Genomic DNA, 15437 nt, shown 5'->3' on the forward strand with positions numbered 1-15437 from the left:
CGTGATGTATCTTGATATCAAGAGACTTCGGTTTCTGAGACTTCTGCCGGAGCACTCCCCATACCCGGGGGAGGCGTGCAGGATGGGTCCGAGTTGCGCAGCAGCACCACCAACACGAGGAGTAAGTGACTGATGGCCAGTCAGGACAGCTTCGGCGCCAAGGGCGCCCTCGACGTCAACGGGACGTCGTACGAGATCTTCCGGCTCAACGCCGTCGCGGGCGAGGGCCTCGACGTCGACAGCCTCCCCTTCTCGCTGAAGGTGCTGCTGGAGAACCTCCTCCGCACCGAGGACGGCGCGGACATCACGGCGGACGACATCCGTGCGCTCGCCGGCTGGGACGAGACCGCGGAGCCCGACAAGGAGATCCAGTTCACGCCGGCGCGCGTGATCATGCAGGACTTCACCGGCGTTCCCTGCATCGTCGACCTGGCGACCCTGCGTGAGGCCGCGGCCGACCTCGGCGGCGACCCGTCGAAGATCAACCCGCTCTCGCCGGCCGAGATGGTCATCGACCACTCCGTCATCGCCGAGGCGTTCGGCTCGAAGGACGCCTTCGAGAAGAACACCGAGATCGAGTACCAGCGCAACCGTGAGCGCTACCAGTTCCTGCGCTGGGGCCAGACCGCGTTCGACGACTTCAAGGTCGTCCCGCCGGGCACCGGCATCGTCCACCAGGTCAACATCGAGCACCTGGCCCGCACGGTCTTCACGCGCACGGTCGACGGTGTTCTCCAGGCCTACCCCGACACCTGCGTCGGCACCGACTCGCACACCACGATGGTCAACGGCCTCGGCGTGCTCGGCTTCGGCGTCGGCGGCATCGAGGCCGAGGCGGCCCTCCTCGGTCAGCCGGTCTCGATGCTCATCCCGCGCGTCGTCGGCTTCAAGCTGACCGGCGACCTGCCCGAGGGCGCGACCGCCACCGACCTCGTCCTCACGATCACCGAGATGCTGCGCAAGCACGGCGTCGTCGGCAAGTTCGTCGAGTTCTACGGCGCCGGCGTCGCGGCCCTCCCGCTCGCCAACCGCGCCACCATCGGCAACATGTCGCCGGAGTTCGGCTCGACGATCGGCATCTTCCCGATCGACGACGAGACGATCAACTACATGCGCCTCACCGGCCGTGACGAGCAGCAGCTCGCCCTCGTCGAGGCGTACGCCAAGGAGCAGGGCCTCTGGCTCGACCCGGCCGCCGAGCCGCGCTTCTCGGAGAAGCTCGAGCTCGACCTGTCGACGGTCGTCCCGTCGATCGCCGGCCCGAAGCGCCCGCAGGACCGCGTCGCGCTGACCGACGCCGCCACCTCGTTCGCCGGCCACCTGCCGACGTACACCACGCAGCCGGAGGCGAAGATCCCGGTCACGCTGGCCGACGGCACGTCGTTCGAGCTGGAGAACGGCGCGGTCACGATCGCGTCGATCACCTCCTGCACCAACACGTCCAACCCGTCCGTGATGCTCGGCGCCGCGCTGCTGGCGAAGAAGGCCGTCGAGAAGGGCCTGACCCGCAAGCCGTGGGTCAAGACCACCCTCGCGCCCGGCTCCAAGGTCGTCACCGACTACTACGACAAGTCCGGCCTCACGCCGTACCTCGAGAAGCTCGGCTTCGACCTCGTCGGCTACGGCTGCGTCACCTGCATCGGCAACTCGGGCCCGATCATCCCCGAGGTCTCCGCCGCGGTGAACGAGCACGACCTCGCCGTGGTCTCGGTGCTCTCCGGCAACCGCAACTTCGAGGGTCGCATCAACCCCGACATCAAGATGAACTACCTGGCCTCGCCGCCGCTGGTCATCGCGTACGCCATCGCGGGCAACATGAACATCGACCTGTTCAACGACCCGATCGGCCAGGACACCGACGGCAACGACGTCTTCCTCAAGGACATCTGGCCGACCCCGCTCGAGGTCGAGCAGGTCATCGCCGAGTCGATCACCCAGGAGATGTTCACCAAGGACTACGCCGACGTCTTCGCCGGTGACGAGCGCTGGCAGTCGCTGCCCACCCCGGAGGGCAACACCTTCGAGTGGGACGAGGCCTCGACGTACGTCCGCAAGGCGCCGTACTTCGACGGGATGTCGCTCGAGACCTCCCCGGTCACCGACGTCTCCGGCGCGCGCGTCCTGCTCAAGCTCGGCGACTCGGTCACGACCGACCACATCTCGCCCGCGGGCAACATCAAGGGCGACACCCCGGCTGGTCAGTACCTCACCGCCAACGGTGTCGAGCCGCGTGACTTCAACTCCTACGGCTCGCGCCGCGGCAACCACGAGGTCATGATCCGCGGCACGTTCGCCAACATCCGCCTGCGCAACCAGGTGGCCCCGGGCACCGAGGGTGGCTTCACCCGCGACTTCACCCAGGCCGACGGCCCGGTGTCGTTCGTCTACGACGCCTCGCAGAACTACCAGGCCGCGGGCATTCCGCTCGTCGTCCTGGCCGGCAAGGAGTACGGCTCGGGCTCGTCGCGTGACTGGGCCGCCAAGGGCACCTCGCTCCTGGGCGTCAAGGTCGTCATCGCCGAGTCGTACGAGCGCATCCACCGCTCCAACCTGATCGGCATGGGCGTCCTCCCGCTGCAGTTCCCGGCCGGCCAGAACGCCGACTCGCTGGGTCTGACCGGCGAGGAGACCTTCTCGGTCACCGGCATCACCGCGCTCAACGACGGCACCACGCCGAAGACCGTGCGCGTGTCGACCGACACCGGTGTGGAGTTCGACGCGGTCGTCCGCATCGACACCCCCGGTGAGGCGAACTACTACCGCAACGGCGGCATCCTGCAGTTCGTCCTGCGCAACCTGGTCAAGGGCGCCTGACAGCTCAGCTGAGCCTGTCGCAGTCCGCGTTCCGGCCCGTCACCCTCGTGGTGGCGGGCCGGTCCGCATTTGGCCCGATCACGAACGGAGACTCCGGACCACGGAGCGGCACGAAGTTTCGGGCGTGATCACCCCTCCTTTCCGACGCGTCAGGGCGTGAGTACGGGTGAGACTTCATCCGAGGAGGAGCGATGACCGAGCAGCTGCACGAGCGCCTGGCCGACCTGGCCGGTGACGTGGCGACCCCTGCGCCCCTGGACCCTGCGGGGCTGTGGCACACCGGCAAGCGTCGCCAGCGCCGGCGTACGGCGGCAGCGGCGGTGGCCGCGTGCGTGGTCGTGCTCGCCGGTGTCTCGGGGGCAGGGCTGCTGCTGCCGTCGGGCGACCTCTCGCAAGCGCCCTCCGCGACGAAGACCGCCCCCGCCCTTCCTGACCGGCTCCACGTCCCGGGCCACGGCCTGATCTCCAACGAGGACGACCCGGCTGGTCCTTTCGCCGTGCTCCTGTCCGCCGGCCAGGGCTGGCCCGTCAAGACGTCGTTGGTCGGTGTCTCGGCGACGACGGGGGAGTACCGGAGGGTGACCCTTCCGGGCGGCCTTCCTCCGGAGCTCGGCTTCTCGGAGACAGCTGCGAGCCTCTCGCCCAGCGGTCGCTACGTCGCCTACTGGCTGCAACGCCCGGGCGACCGGGCCGACGACCACGGCGGCATGGAGGCGCTCTCGGGTGTCGCCGTCTACGACACCCGAACCGGCAAGGTGCGGCGGGAGCTCGTGGACGCGCCGTACGGGATCAGCGCGTGGGCCCTCCTCTGGGTCGACGACTCCCGGCTCTACTTCCGCGCGGGCGAGATCGGTGGCGCGCCGGGCACCGACCGCGCCTCCAGCTCGCGCGCGATCGGCCGCGGGTGGGTCTGGGACGTCGATGGTGTGCAACGGCGCGTGCCTCTGGCGATGCCGGGCGGCGAGGCGATCGACGACGTGGTCGCCAGTGACGGTCACGGACGGCTCCTGGTCGACCCGCGCGGCGGTTCCCGCTACTTCCTGCTCGACCCCGCGCACCCGAAGGAGGCGCAGCAGGTCAGGGTGCGGCGTTCGGACTCCAACGGCACGTCCTCGGCGGTCGCCGCCTCGAGGGACGGCAAGACGGCGGTGGCCGCCGGTGACGAGCACGGGTCCTTCCTCGCGGTCACCTTCCCCGACGGCCGGGCCCGGAACTTCCGCGATCTCAGGGCCTTCGACGTCTACGGCTGGGCCGACGCGACCCACGTGGTGGTCGGGCTCGGCGCGCCGTCGGAGGACGGTGTCGGCAGCACCCGGATCGCCGAGGTGGACGTGACGACCGGAAGGAGCGCGCCGTTCATCAGGATGCCCTCGCAGCAGCTGAACTCGCCCGAGCTGGCCAGCGACCTGCTCGGCACTCCGCCCGTCGACCGGGGCGAGCCCGACTGGCCGACGGATCCGCGGGTCTTCATCGGCCTCGGCGTGGGTGCGCTGGTGCTCCTCCTCGGAGCGCTCGGGGTCTGGAGGCGTCGTGAGCAGCGCTGAGGAGCAGTTCACCGCGTACGTCGGGGCGCGGCGCCCGGCGCTCGTCCGGACGGCGTACCTGCTCACCGGCAGCGCGGAGGACGCCGAGGACCTCGTGCAGACGGCCCTGATCAAGGCGGTGCCGAAGTGGGGGCGGATCGCCGACGACCCGGAGCCCTACGTCCGGGCCATCCTGGCGCGCGAGAGCGTCAACCGGTGGCGGCGGCGGAGGTGGCGCGAGGTCACCAGCGACATGCTGCCCGAGACACGCACGGCGGAGGTCGACGTGGCTGGCCGTGAGGCGCTCCGCTCCGCGCTCGCCCGGCTCGCTCCCCGGCAGCGCGCGGTGATCGTGCTGCGCTACTACGAGGACATGACCGAACGGCAGACCGCGGAGGCGCTCGGCATCTCGGTCGGCACGGTGAAGTCCCAGTGCCGCGACGCCCTCGCCCGGCTGCGGGTCAGCGAGCTCGCCGCACTGTCCTAGGTGGCGGCTACGGTGACGCCATGCGCTCCGAGGTCATCCAGGTCCACACCGGCCGCAGCGAGGTCGTGCTCGACCTCACCGACCGGTGCGCGGAGTTCGTGGCAGCAGCGAACGACGGGCTGCTCCACGTCTTCGTCCCCCACGCGACGGCCGGGGTGGCGATCCTCGAGACGGGGGCCGGCTCTGACGACGACCTGCTCGCCGCCCTGCAGGACCTGCTGCCCAAGGACGATCGCTGGCGCCACCGCCATGGCAGCAAGGGGCACGGGCGCGACCACGTGATGCCGGCCCTCGTGCCGCCGTACGCGACGGTGCCGGTGATCGGGGGCCGGCTCGCGCTCGGCACGTGGCAGAGCATCTGCCTGGTCGACCTCAACGTCGACAACCCCGACCGCGAGGTCCGGCTCAGCCTCCTGGAGGGCTGACGTGGCCGAGCGCCCGGAGCCGCCACCCGCGTGGGTCGACCGCATCGACGCCACCCTCGGCTCGCTGCCGCAGTGCAAGCGCGTCCCTGCGTGGACCGGCACCAGCTGGAAGGTCGGTGCGGCGACCGTCGCCCACGTCTTCGGCGGCGAGGACCAGCTGATCCGGCTGGTCGTCCGGGCGGAGCCCGACGAGGTGATGGCGCTGCAGCACCTCGGTCCGCCGTACTTCAAGGCCTCGTGGGGTGCCAACGTCGTCGGCCTCGTCCTCGACGGCGACACGGACTGGGACGAGGTGGCCGAGCTGCTCACCGACTCCTACTGCGTGCAGGCGCCGAGCCACCTCGCCGACCAGGTGCCGCGTCCAGGTGGGAGACTGGACGCATGATCGTGGCGTTCAGCATCAGCCCCACCACCGGCGACGAGACCGGCGGTGTCAGCGAGGCGGTCGCCGCCGCGGTGCGCGTGGTCCGCGAGTCGGGGCTGCCCCACGAGACCAACGCGATGTTCACGAACATCGAGGGCGAGTGGGACGAGTGCATGGACGTGGTCAAGCGCGCCGTCGACGCCGTCGCGGCCGTCAGCCCGCGCGTGGGCCTCGTGCTCAAGGCCGACATCCGGCCGGGGTGGGACGGCCAGCTGACCGCGAAGGTCGAGCGGGTCAACGCCCTGCTGGGCGACGAGGGAGCCGAGTGAGCCGCGGACCCTGGATCGCCCTCGGCCTGGCCGGGTTCCTCGCCGTCGCAGGACTCACCGCTGCCGTCGCCGTTCCCGGCCACGACCGCGACACGCCCGTCCACGACGTGCGTTCCTGGACGATCACCGACCGCAACCACGTGCTGGAGCCGCACTGGCAGACGTCGCCGCCGGTCGGCGGTGAGCACTCCCCGCAGTGGCTTGCCTGCGGCGTCTACGACCGTCCGGTCGACAACGGCCTCGCCGTCCATGCGCTCGAGCACGGCGCGGTCTGGATCACCTACGCGCCCGGGCTCGCCGCCGACGACATCGCCGACCTGGCCCGCAAGCTGCCCGCCGAGGGCATCCTCTCGCCGTACGACGGGCTGCCGGGGCCGGTGGTCGTCACCGTGTGGGGCCGCCAGCTCGTGCTGACCGGCGCCGGGGACGAGGGGCTCGACGCCTTCCTCGCGGAGTACGGCGACGGCCACACCGCGCCCGAGGCGATGGCGAGCTGCGCAGGCGGCCTGGTCCGCTACGCGACCGCGACGGGCACGGAGGCCTGACGTGCACCGCACCGTCAACGTCCTCGTGGTCAATGCCACCGGCGCGCTCCTGCTGCAGGAGCGCGACGAGCTGGCGCCACGCTGCCCCGACCAGTGGGGCCCGCCGGGTGGCCACGTCGAGGAGGGCGAGACCCACGAGGCGGCCGCCTACCGCGAGCTCGCCGAGGAGACCGGCGTCGTCCTGCCGCCCGGCTCGCTCCGGCGCTGGCGCGAGGAGGTCTTCCACTACACCGAGGAGGACCGCGTCGCGCACTACGAGCTGTGGGCGGGCCGCGCGGAGCTGACCGACGCCGACGTCGCGTGCCACGAGGGCCGGCAGATGACCTTCGTCGACCCTGCCGCCATCGGCGGGCTCGACCTGTGGGAGTCGGCGCGCCACTTCGTGCCCGCCTTCCTGGCCTCCGACGCGTACGCCGGGCTGGCGGCTCGCCGATGAGCACCGGGTGTGGCGCCAACCGCGCGATCGACCGGGTCTTCGCCAGCGTCGCGCTGGTCGACCCGCGCGGCTGGATCCTCATGCAGGAGCGCGACGAGTTCCCCGAGATCGACCCGGAGAAGTGGGGCCTGCCCGGCGGCCACGTCGAGCCGGGGGAGGAGCCCCTCGCGGCGGCGTACCGCGAGCTGCTGGAGGAGACCGGCCTGGCACCGGACGGCCCGCTGGTCGAGGTCACCGTCGCCCTGGTGGAGCACCGCCGGGGCCGGCTCGACGCCGTCCACCTGTACGCCGGGGCCACCGCAGCCACCGATGCCGAGGTCGTCTGTGGCGAGGGTCGCCAGATGGTCTTCGTCGCCCCGGACGACGTGCTCCGGCTCGACCTCACGGCCGGCGCCGCGGCGCTGATGCCGGCGTTCGTCGGATCGGCGAGCCACACCGCACTGACCAGCCGTGCGCACGGCTAGACTTCCCACTCATTCGCAGCTTGAGCCGGAGGAACGCAATGGGCTACCTGGAGTCGATCACGACCCCGCGTGACCTCCGGGACCTGACGGCAGCGCAGCTCGACGAGCTCGCCGCGGAGATCCGCGACACGCTGGTCCACACGTGCGCCCGCACGGGCGGCCACCTCGGTCCCAACCTGGGGGTCGTCGAGCTGACGGTGGCGATCCACCGCGTCTTCGACTCCCCGCACGACCGGGTCGTCTTCGACACCGGCCACCAGGCCTACGTCCACAAGCTGCTGACCGGCCGCGCCGGTGCCTTCGGCACGCTGCGGCAGGAGGGCGGCCTCTCCGGCTACCCGAGCCGTGCCGAGTCCGAGCACGACGTCGTCGAGAACTCCCACGCCTCGACCAGCCTCAGCTACGCCGACGGCCTGGCCAAGGCCTACGCGCTCAAGGGCGAGGAGCGCCACGTCGTGGCGGTCATCGGCGACGGCGCACTGACCGGCGGCATGGCCTGGGAGGCGCTCAACAACATCGCGATCTCCGACAAGAGCCGCCTCGTCATCGTCGTCAACGACAACGAGCGCTCGTACACGCCGACCATCGGCGGCCTCGCGACCGCGCTCACCAGCCTCCGCACCGACCCGCGCTACGAGCAGGCGCTTGACACCGTCAAGCGCCGCCTGACTGCGATCCCGGGCGTCGGTCCGATCGCCTACGACGCGCTCCACGCGATGAAGAAGGGCGTCAAGGACGCCATCGCCCCGCAGGGCCTCTTCGAGGACCTCGGCCTCAAGTACGTCGGGCCGATCGACGGTCACGACCGTGACGCGCTCGAGCAGGCGCTGGCCCACGCGAAGCGGTTCAATGGCCCCGTCATCGTCCACGCGCTCACGCGCAAGGGCAACGGCTACCAGGCCGCCGAGCAGCACGAGGCCGACCAGTTCCACGCTCCCGGTCCGTTCGACGTCGAGACCGGCGAGGAGCAGCCCAAGGCCGCCATCTGGACCGACGTCTTCGCCGACGAGATGGTCAAGCTGGGGGAGGAGCGGGCCGACGTCGCGGCGATCACCGCCGCGATGATGCACCCGGTCGGCCTCGACCGCTTCGCCGCCCGCTTCCCCGAGCGCACCTTCGACGTCGGCATCGCCGAGCAGCACGCCGCCACGGCCGCCGCCGGTCTGGCGATGGGCGGCGTGCATCCCGTCGTCGCGGTCTACGCCACCTTCCTCAACCGCGCCTTCGACCAGGTCCTCATGGACGTCGCGCTGCACCGCTGCGGCGTGACCTTCGTGCTCGACCGCTCGGGTGTCACCGGCGACGACGGCGCCAGCCACAACGGCATGTGGGACATGTCGATCCTCCAGGTCGTCCCCGGCCTGCGGATCGCGGCGCCGCGCGACGGTGCCCGCCTGCGCGAGCTGCTCCGCGAGGCCGTCGCGGTCGAGGACGCGCCCACCGTCGTCCGCTTCCCCAAGGGTCCACCGCCGCTCGACATGGCGGCGATCGACCGCGTCGGCGGCGTCGACGTGCTCGCCCGCGGCACCACCCACGACGTCCTCCTCGTCGCCGTCGGGGCGATGGCGGCGACCGCCCTCGAGACCGCGGCGCTGCTCGAGGCGCGTGGCATCGGGGTCACCGTGGTCGACCCCCGCTGGGTCAAGCCGGTCGACCCGGCGCTGCTCGACCTGGCCCGCACCCACCAGCTCGTCGTCAGCGTCGAGGACAACGGCGTCACCGGCGGAGTCGGCGCCACGCTCCTGCAGGCCCTGACGGCCGCCGGCATCCGCACGCCGGTCCAGCTCCACGGCATCCCCCAGGAGTTCCTCGACCACGCCAAGCGGGCGGTGATCCTGGAGCGCCTCGGCCTCACCCCGGAGCACCTCACCGCGGCGATCGCGGCTGCCGTCGATGCCCAGCGCGTCGGCTGACCCGCGACGCCGGCTCCGCACGCTGGCAGCGCTGCTCCTCGGCACCCTGGTGCTCGCCGGCTGCTCGCCCACCGCGCCCGGCACCGGCCCCGAGCCCGCGCCCGGCAGCCCGCCCGTCGACGTCGCACTCGCCGCGCTGCTGAGCAGCCGCGCGAAGGCGGTGCTGCTGCACGACCAGCCGGTGTTCATGGACTCCGTCGACCCGAAGCCCTCGGCGTTCAGGAAGCGCCAGCGGCGGCTCTTCGCCAACCTGCAGGAGCTCCCGCTCGCGGCGTACGACCTCGAGCTGAACGACGTCCGGCGGCTCCCGGGCGGCCGGGCGCAGGGCGAGGTCACCGTGATCATGCAGCTCGACGGCTACGACGCGGTCCCGGTCCGCACGCCCGCGCTCTTCACCTTCGCCCGCGTGGACGGCGACTGGGAGGTCACCTCCGACCACGACGCGACGTACGACGCGGCCCACGACGTCGACCTGCAGCCGTGGGAGCGCACCCGCATCCAGGCCGAGAACCAGGGCGGTGTGCTGGGCATCTTCGACGACCGCAGCGTCGACGACGCCTACCAGGTGATGCGTGCCGTGCAGCGCGGCATCGCCGCGATCGCGCCGCGCATCCCGCTGGCGTGGTCGCACCACGTGGTCGTCTACGCGCTCAGCGACGTGGCCCAGATGGCCTCGCTCGACGAGCTGCCCGGGGGAGACCCGGAGCGGCTCGAGGGGGTCGCGTTCAGCGTGCCGGCAGGCGGCGGCAACTCCGGCCTGGCCTCGGTGCGTTTCATGCTCAACCCGCGGATGCTGCAGCACGACGACCCGCGGCGCGACCGGCTCATCCGGCACGAGCTGACCCACGTGGCGATCGCCGACCGCGACGACCGGGTTCCGATCTGGCTCGCCGAGGGCATCGCGGAGTGGGTGTCGGTCCGTGACGAGCCGCGCGACCAGCGGGTGATCTCGCGCGACGCGGTCGAGATGGCGCAGGCGGGGCTGACCGCGCTGCCCGGCGACACCGACTTCAATGGGGCGCGCGCGTCGGCCAACTACGGCATCGCGTGGTGGGCCTGTGAGGTCATCGCCGACCGGTTCGGCCCCGAGCGGATCTGGGCCCTGCTCGCCGAGATGGGCAAGGGGGACGGCACGCCGGAGGCCGACCAGGACGCGGTCCTGCAGCGGGTCATCGGCATGACGGGCGCCCAGCTCGCCGCGGCTGCGGGCCGCCGGATCGTCAGGTACTTCGGCTGAGCCGCTAGCGTCTTCCCCATGGATCTGCTGCGAACCAAGTCCGTCGAGGCGTCCATCGCCGAGACCGTCGAGCCCGAGCACCAGCTGAAGCGGACCCTCACCGCCCTCGACCTCACGGTCTTCGGCGTGGGTGTCGTCATCGGTGCCGGCATCTTCACCCTCACCGGCAAGGTGGCCGCCCAGTACGCCGGTCCCAGCGTCGTCTTCTCGTTCCTGATCGCCGCGCTGTGCTGTGCGCTGGCGGCCCTCTGCTACGCGGAGTTCGCCTCCACCGTGCCGGTCGCCGGGTCGGCGTACACGTTCTCCTATGCGACGCTCGGTGAGCTGGTCGCGTGGATCATCGGCTGGGACCTGCTGCTGGAGTGCCTCCTCGGTGCGAGCGTCGTCGCGCAGGGGTGGAGCACCTACTTCGTGACGTTCCTCGACGAGATCGGCCTGACCTGGCCGGCGGACCTCGGGCCGGAGGGCTCGTTCAACCTGGCGGCGTTCCTCATGGTCGCGGTGCTCGGCGCGCTGGTCTGCTACGGCATCAAGGAGAGCATGCGGGTCAACCTCGTGCTGGTCGGCGTGAAGCTCTTCATCGTGCTCTTCGTGATCGTCGCCGGCATCGGCCTCATCGACAGCAGCAACTACCACCCGTTCGTGCCCGACGCCGCCGGCACGGTGGGCACCGCCGGGGGATGGCTCCACGCGCCGCTCCTGCAGACCGTGTTCGGCGTCCAGCCGCAGGTCTACGGCGTGCTCGGCATCATCTCGGCCGCCTCGGTGGTCTTCTTCGCCTACATCGGCTTCGACGTCGTCGCGACCACGGCCGAGGAGGCGCGCCGTCCGCAGCGCGACCTGCCGATCGGCATCCTCGGCTCGCTCGCCGTCTGCACCGTGCTGTACGTCGCGGTCGCGCTCGTCATCACCGGCATGGTCCGCTACGACCACATCGACCCGAACGCCGCGCTGGCCAACGCCTTCGTGGCGCACGGCAAGGACGGCTACGCCACGCTCATCTCCGCCGGGGCCGTGGCCGGCCTCACGACCGTCGTGATGACGCTGATGATCGGCGCCGTGCGCGTGGTCTTCGCGATGAGCCGCGACGGCCTGCTCCCGGAGACGCTGGCGAAGGTCAACCCCCGCACCGGCACCCCGCTGCGGATCAGCGCCGGCATCGCGGTGCTCGTCGCGATCGTCGCCTCGGTGACGCCGATCGGCAAGCTCGAGGAGATGGTCAACATCGGCACCCTCGCGGCGTTCGCACTGGTCTCGCTCGCGGTGCCGGTGCTCCGGCGTACCCGTCCGGACCTCGAGCGTGGCTTCCGCGTGCCGCTCTCCCCGGTGCTGCCCGTGGTCGCCGCGCTGGTCTGCCTCTACCTGATGCTCAACCTGAGCGCCGAGACGTGGCTGCGGTTCCTGGTCTGGATGGTGATCGGCTTCGTCATCTACTTCACCTACGGCTACGCCAACAGCCGCGTCGGCCGGCGCGGTCAGCTCCACCACGCGAAGGTGCTGGAGGGCGAGGCCTGACGGCTCGCCCGCAGACGACAGACGCCGCCGGTCCCCTCGGGGCCGGCGGCGTCGTCGTGGTGGAGCTGGGTCAGGCGTGGAACTTCTTGCCGGTGACCTTCTCGGAGATGCCCTCACGGTCGAGGAGCTTCGTGATGCCACCGTTCCAGAACTGGAAGCCGGCACCGGTGATCATCGCGAGGTCGATGTCCTCCGGCGCGGAGGCGACACCCTCCTCGAGCATGCGGTTGATCTCGTCGGCCATCGCCTCGAGGACCGCGGTGCGGGTCTCGTCGACGGTCTTGACGACCGGGTTGGCCGGCTTCTCGAGCAGCGCCTCGACCTCGGGCGCGACGTTGCCGTCGGCACCGTAGAAGCCGGGGAGCTTCGCCTCGACGACCCGCTGCAGGGTGGGGGAGACGTACATCCGGTCCGGGAAGGCCCGGTGCAGCGTCTCGTTGTTGTGCAGCGCGATGGCCGGGCCGACCAGCCCGAGCAGCACGAACGGCGGCATCGGGGTGAGGCCGGCGAACGCGGCGTCGCCGTCCTTGACCGGCGTGCCCTCGTCGACGATCTGCGCGACGGTGCCCATGAAGCGGCCGAGCAGGCGGTTGACGATGAACGACGGCGAGTCCTTGACCAGGATCGAGGTCTTGCCGAGCCCCTTCGAGGTGGCGAACGCCGTGGCGAGCGCCTCCTGCGAGGTGGCCTCGCCGGTGATGATCTCGACGAGCGGCATGATCGCGACCGGGTTGAAGAAGTGGAAGCCGACGACCCGCTCGGGGTGCTCGAGGTCGGCCGCCATCTCGGTGATCGACAGCGACGACGTGTTGGTCGCGAAGACCGCCTCGGCGGGGGCCACCTTCTCGGCGTTCGCGAAGACGGTCTTCTTGACGCCCATCTCCTCGAAGACGGCCTCGATGATGAAGTCGGCGTCGGAGAAGGCCTTCTCGTAGTCGACCTCGGCGGTCACGAGCGCCTTGAGGCGGTTGCCCATGTCGGAGGAGATCCGGCCCTTGGCGACCAGCTTGTCGATCTCGCCGTGGACGTAGGCCACGCCCTTGTCGGCGCGCGACTGGTCGAGGTCGGTCATGACGACCGGAACCTTCAGGCGGCGCGCGAACAGCAGTGCGAACTGCGAGGCCATCAGGCCGGCGCCGATGATGCCGACCTTGGTGACCTTGCGGGCGAGCGCCTTGTCCGGAGCACCGGCCGGGCGCTTGGCGCGCTTCTGGACCAGGTCGAACGAGTAGAGCGACGCGTCGAGCTCGGGCGTCTGCGCCATGTCGACCAGCGCCTGGTCCTCGAGCGCGAAGCCCTCGGCCTTGGTGTTGGTCTTCGCAGCCTCGACCAGGTCGAGCAGGCGGGTCGCGGCGACGGACTTGCCACCGGTCTTGCCCGCGGCGACGGCGCGGCCCCAGGCGACAGCGTCGTCCCAGGCCTGGCCGCGGTCGACCTCGGGGCGCTCGACCTTGATCTCGCCGGTGAGGACCTTGCCGGCCCAGACGAGCGACTGCTCGAGGAAGTCCGCGCCACCGAACGACGCGTCCGACAGGCCGGCCTCGAAGAGCTCGGTGCCCTTGAGGACCTTGCCCTGGTTGAGCGGGTTCTCGAGCGCGACCTTCACCGCGCCCGCGGCGCCGATCAGGTTCGGCACGAGCCACGCGCCACCCCAGCCGGGGACCAGGCCGAGCATGACCTCGGGCAGGCCCGCCGCGGGCAGGGAGTCGATCGAGGTGCGGTAGTCGCAGTTGAGGGCGACCTCGAGGCCACCACCGAGGGCGAGGCCGTTGATGAAGCCGAACGACTTCTTCCCGCCGACGGCGGAGTCGAGCTTGCCGAAGACGAAGTGGCCCAGCTCGGCGATCGTGCGGATCGCGTCGGGGGAGCCCGCCGACCGCAGTGCGGTCAGGTCGGCACCGGCCGCGAGGATGAACGGCTTGCCGGTGACACCGATCGAGGTGATCTCGTCGTCTGCGAGGGCGGCGTCGATCGCGGTGTTGAGCTCGACGAGCGAGCCCGGGCCGAAGGTGTTCGGCTTGGTGTGGTCGAAGCCGTTGTCCAGGGTGATCAGGCCCATGACGCCCGCGTCACCGGCGAGGGTGACCTTGCGGAGCTTCGCCTTGGTGATGACCTCGGAGTCGGTCACGAGCGCCTGGGCGCGGGTGATGACGTCGTTCACTTGGCGTTCTCCTTCTTCTCGCCGTTCCAGTTGACGTTCTCCCAGACGACCGTGGCGCCCTGGCCGAGGCCGACGCACATGGTCGTGATGCCGTAGCGCTTGGCCGGGTCCTGCTTGAACTGCGCAGCGAGCTGGTTCATGAGGCGCACGCCGGAGGAGGCGAGCGGGTGGCCGAAGGCGATGGCGCCACCGAACGGGTTGACGCGCGCGTCGTCGTCCGCGATGCCGTAGTGGTCGAGCAGCGAGAGGACCTGGACGGCGAACGCCTCGTTGATCTCGAAGGCGTCGATGTCGTCGATGGTCAGCCCGGCCTGGGCCAGCGCCTTCTCGGTCGACGGGATCGGGCCGGCACCCATGAACTCGGCCTCGATGCCCGCATAGGCGAAGGAGACCAGGCGCATCTTGGGCTCGAGGCCCAGCTCGGCAGCGACGGGCTCGGCGCAGAGCAGCGCGGCGGTGGCGCCGTCGTTGATGCCGGCCGCGTTGCCCGCGGTGACCCGGCCGTGCGAGCGGAACGGCGTCTTCAGCGCGCCGAGCGTCTCCATGGTGGTCTGCGGACGCATCGGCTCGTCGGTCGTGGCCAGGCCCCAGCCGTCCTCGGCGGAGCGGGTCGCGATCGGCACGAGGTCGGGCTGGATGATGCCCGCCTCGTACGCCGCAGCAGCCCGCTGCTGGGACTGGACGGCGAACGCGTCGGCGCGCTCCTTGGTGATGGCGGGGTAGCGGTCGTGGAGGTTCTCCGCGGTGTTGCCCATGGCGAGCGCCTCGGGGTCGACCAGCTTCTCGGAGATGATCCGCGGGTTCGGGTCGACGCCCTCGCCCATGGGGTGGCGGCCCATGTGCTCGACGCCGCCCGCGATGACCACGTCGTACGAGCCGAAGGCGATGCCGCCCGCGGTGGTGGTGACGGCGGTCAGCGCGCCGGCGCACATGCGGTCGATGGCGAAGCCGGGGACGGTCTTCGGCAGGCCCGCGAGGATGCCGGCGGTGCGGCCGAGGGTCAGGCCCTGGTCGCCGATCTGCGTGGTCGCGGCGATGGCGACCTCGTCGATGCGCTCGGGCGGGAGGCTCGGGTTGCGGCGCAGGAGCTCGCGCATGCACTTGATGACCAGGTCATCGGCTCGGGTCTCGGCGTACTGGCCCTTGGACCGGCCGAAGGGAGTACGAACGCCGTCAACGAAGACGACGTCGCGGAGCTGTCGGGACAACAGGATCTCCTCGATT

The 15437-nt window shown here is 71.1% G+C and carries 14 protein-coding genes; 12 read left to right on the forward strand and 2 right to left on the reverse strand.

All coding sequences use genetic code 11. The features are described from left to right. Window positions 1-132 precede the first annotated feature (132 nt). The 12 genes from acnA to IEX47_RS12365 all read left to right on the forward strand — a co-directional run bounded on the left by acnA (window position 133) and on the right by IEX47_RS12365 (window position 12052). Window positions 133-2814: an aconitate hydratase AcnA gene (gene acnA / locus IEX47_RS12310; protein ID WP_188784306.1), complete on the forward strand. Its 2682-nt coding sequence runs from the start codon at window positions 133-135 to the stop codon at window positions 2812-2814. A gap of 191 nt (window positions 2815-3005) precedes the next feature. Further along, window positions 3006-4358: a hypothetical protein gene (locus IEX47_RS12315; protein ID WP_188784307.1), complete on the forward strand. Its 1353-nt coding sequence runs from the start codon at window positions 3006-3008 to the stop codon at window positions 4356-4358. After that, window positions 4345-4824, forward strand: a complete 480-nt coding sequence (locus IEX47_RS12320) for a SigE family RNA polymerase sigma factor (RefSeq protein ID WP_188784308.1) — start codon at window positions 4345-4347, stop codon at window positions 4822-4824. Before IEX47_RS12315 ends, IEX47_RS12320 begins: the two co-directional genes overlap by 14 nt. Before the next feature lie 20 nt (window positions 4825-4844). Then, entirely contained in the window at window positions 4845-5249 is a 405-nt protein-coding gene (locus IEX47_RS12325; RefSeq protein WP_188784309.1) for a secondary thiamine-phosphate synthase enzyme YjbQ, read from the forward strand. Between the two features lies 1 nt (window position 5250). Further along, window positions 5251-5634, forward strand: a complete 384-nt coding sequence (locus tag IEX47_RS12330) for an MmcQ/YjbR family DNA-binding protein (protein ID WP_188784310.1) — start codon at window positions 5251-5253, stop codon at window positions 5632-5634. After that, window positions 5631-5942 (forward strand): thiamine-binding protein, encoded by a 312-nt coding sequence (locus IEX47_RS12335; protein WP_188784311.1) that lies wholly within the window; start codon window positions 5631-5633, stop codon window positions 5940-5942. The genes IEX47_RS12330 and IEX47_RS12335 overlap by 4 nt, the downstream gene beginning before the upstream one ends. Further along, window positions 5939-6487 (forward strand): thioredoxin-like domain-containing protein, encoded by a 549-nt coding sequence (locus tag IEX47_RS12340; protein WP_188784312.1) that lies wholly within the window; start codon window positions 5939-5941, stop codon window positions 6485-6487. The genes IEX47_RS12335 and IEX47_RS12340 overlap by 4 nt, the downstream gene beginning before the upstream one ends. Window position 6488: 1 nt before the next feature. Beyond that, entirely contained in the window at window positions 6489-6923 is a 435-nt protein-coding gene (locus IEX47_RS12345) for an NUDIX domain-containing protein (protein ID WP_188784313.1), read from the forward strand. Then, window positions 6920-7387, forward strand: coding sequence for an NUDIX domain-containing protein (locus tag IEX47_RS12350; protein ID WP_188784314.1), 468 nt, complete (start codon window positions 6920-6922; stop codon window positions 7385-7387). Before IEX47_RS12345 ends, IEX47_RS12350 begins: the two co-directional genes overlap by 4 nt. A gap of 38 nt (window positions 7388-7425) precedes the next feature. Beyond that, a complete protein-coding gene (dxs, locus tag IEX47_RS12355; protein ID WP_188784315.1) occupies window positions 7426-9300 on the forward strand; it encodes a 1-deoxy-D-xylulose-5-phosphate synthase in 1875 nt (624 codons plus the stop codon). Further along, window positions 9281-10537, forward strand: coding sequence for a hypothetical protein (locus IEX47_RS12360; RefSeq protein ID WP_188784316.1), 1257 nt, complete (start codon window positions 9281-9283; stop codon window positions 10535-10537). The genes dxs and IEX47_RS12360 overlap by 20 nt, the downstream gene beginning before the upstream one ends. An 18-nt stretch (window positions 10538-10555) precedes the next feature. Further along, window positions 10556-12052 (forward strand): amino acid permease, encoded by a 1497-nt coding sequence (locus tag IEX47_RS12365; RefSeq protein ID WP_188784317.1) that lies wholly within the window; start codon window positions 10556-10558, stop codon window positions 12050-12052. 70 nt (window positions 12053-12122) lie between these two features. On the opposite strand, the gene IEX47_RS12370 is transcribed toward IEX47_RS12365, so the two are convergent. Together IEX47_RS12370 and IEX47_RS12375 are read right to left on the reverse strand one after the other, a co-directional pair. Beyond that, entirely contained in the window at window positions 12123-14213 is a 2091-nt protein-coding gene (locus IEX47_RS12370) for a 3-hydroxyacyl-CoA dehydrogenase NAD-binding domain-containing protein (protein ID WP_229662838.1), read from the reverse strand. Beyond that, window positions 14210-15421 (reverse strand): thiolase family protein, encoded by a 1212-nt coding sequence (locus IEX47_RS12375; protein ID WP_188784318.1) that lies wholly within the window; start codon window positions 15419-15421, stop codon window positions 14210-14212. The genes IEX47_RS12370 and IEX47_RS12375 overlap by 4 nt, the downstream gene beginning before the upstream one ends. Window positions 15422-15437: the final 16 nt, after the last annotated feature.

The organism is Nocardioides phosphati, from assembly GCF_014646375.1.
Lineage (GTDB): Bacteria > Actinomycetota > Actinomycetes > Propionibacteriales > Nocardioidaceae > Nocardioides > Nocardioides phosphati.

Coding starts and splice junctions, on each gene's coding strand:
- IEX47_RS12365 (WP_188784317.1), top strand. CDS start 10,556: ATGGATCTGCTGCGAACCAAGTCCGTCGAGGCGTCCATCGCCGAGACC.
- acnA (WP_188784306.1), top strand. CDS start 133: ATGGCCAGTCAGGACAGCTTCGGCGCCAAGGGCGCCCTCGACGTCAAC.
- IEX47_RS12335 (WP_188784311.1), top strand. CDS start 5,631: ATGATCGTGGCGTTCAGCATCAGCCCCACCACCGGCGACGAGACCGGC.
- dxs (WP_188784315.1), top strand. CDS start 7,426: ATGGGCTACCTGGAGTCGATCACGACCCCGCGTGACCTCCGGGACCTG.
- IEX47_RS12350 (WP_188784314.1), top strand. CDS start 6,920: ATGAGCACCGGGTGTGGCGCCAACCGCGCGATCGACCGGGTCTTCGCC.
- IEX47_RS12315 (WP_188784307.1), top strand. CDS start 3,006: ATGACCGAGCAGCTGCACGAGCGCCTGGCCGACCTGGCCGGTGACGTG.
- IEX47_RS12325 (WP_188784309.1), top strand. CDS start 4,845: ATGCGCTCCGAGGTCATCCAGGTCCACACCGGCCGCAGCGAGGTCGTG.
- IEX47_RS12360 (WP_188784316.1), top strand. CDS start 9,281: ATGCCCAGCGCGTCGGCTGACCCGCGACGCCGGCTCCGCACGCTGGCA.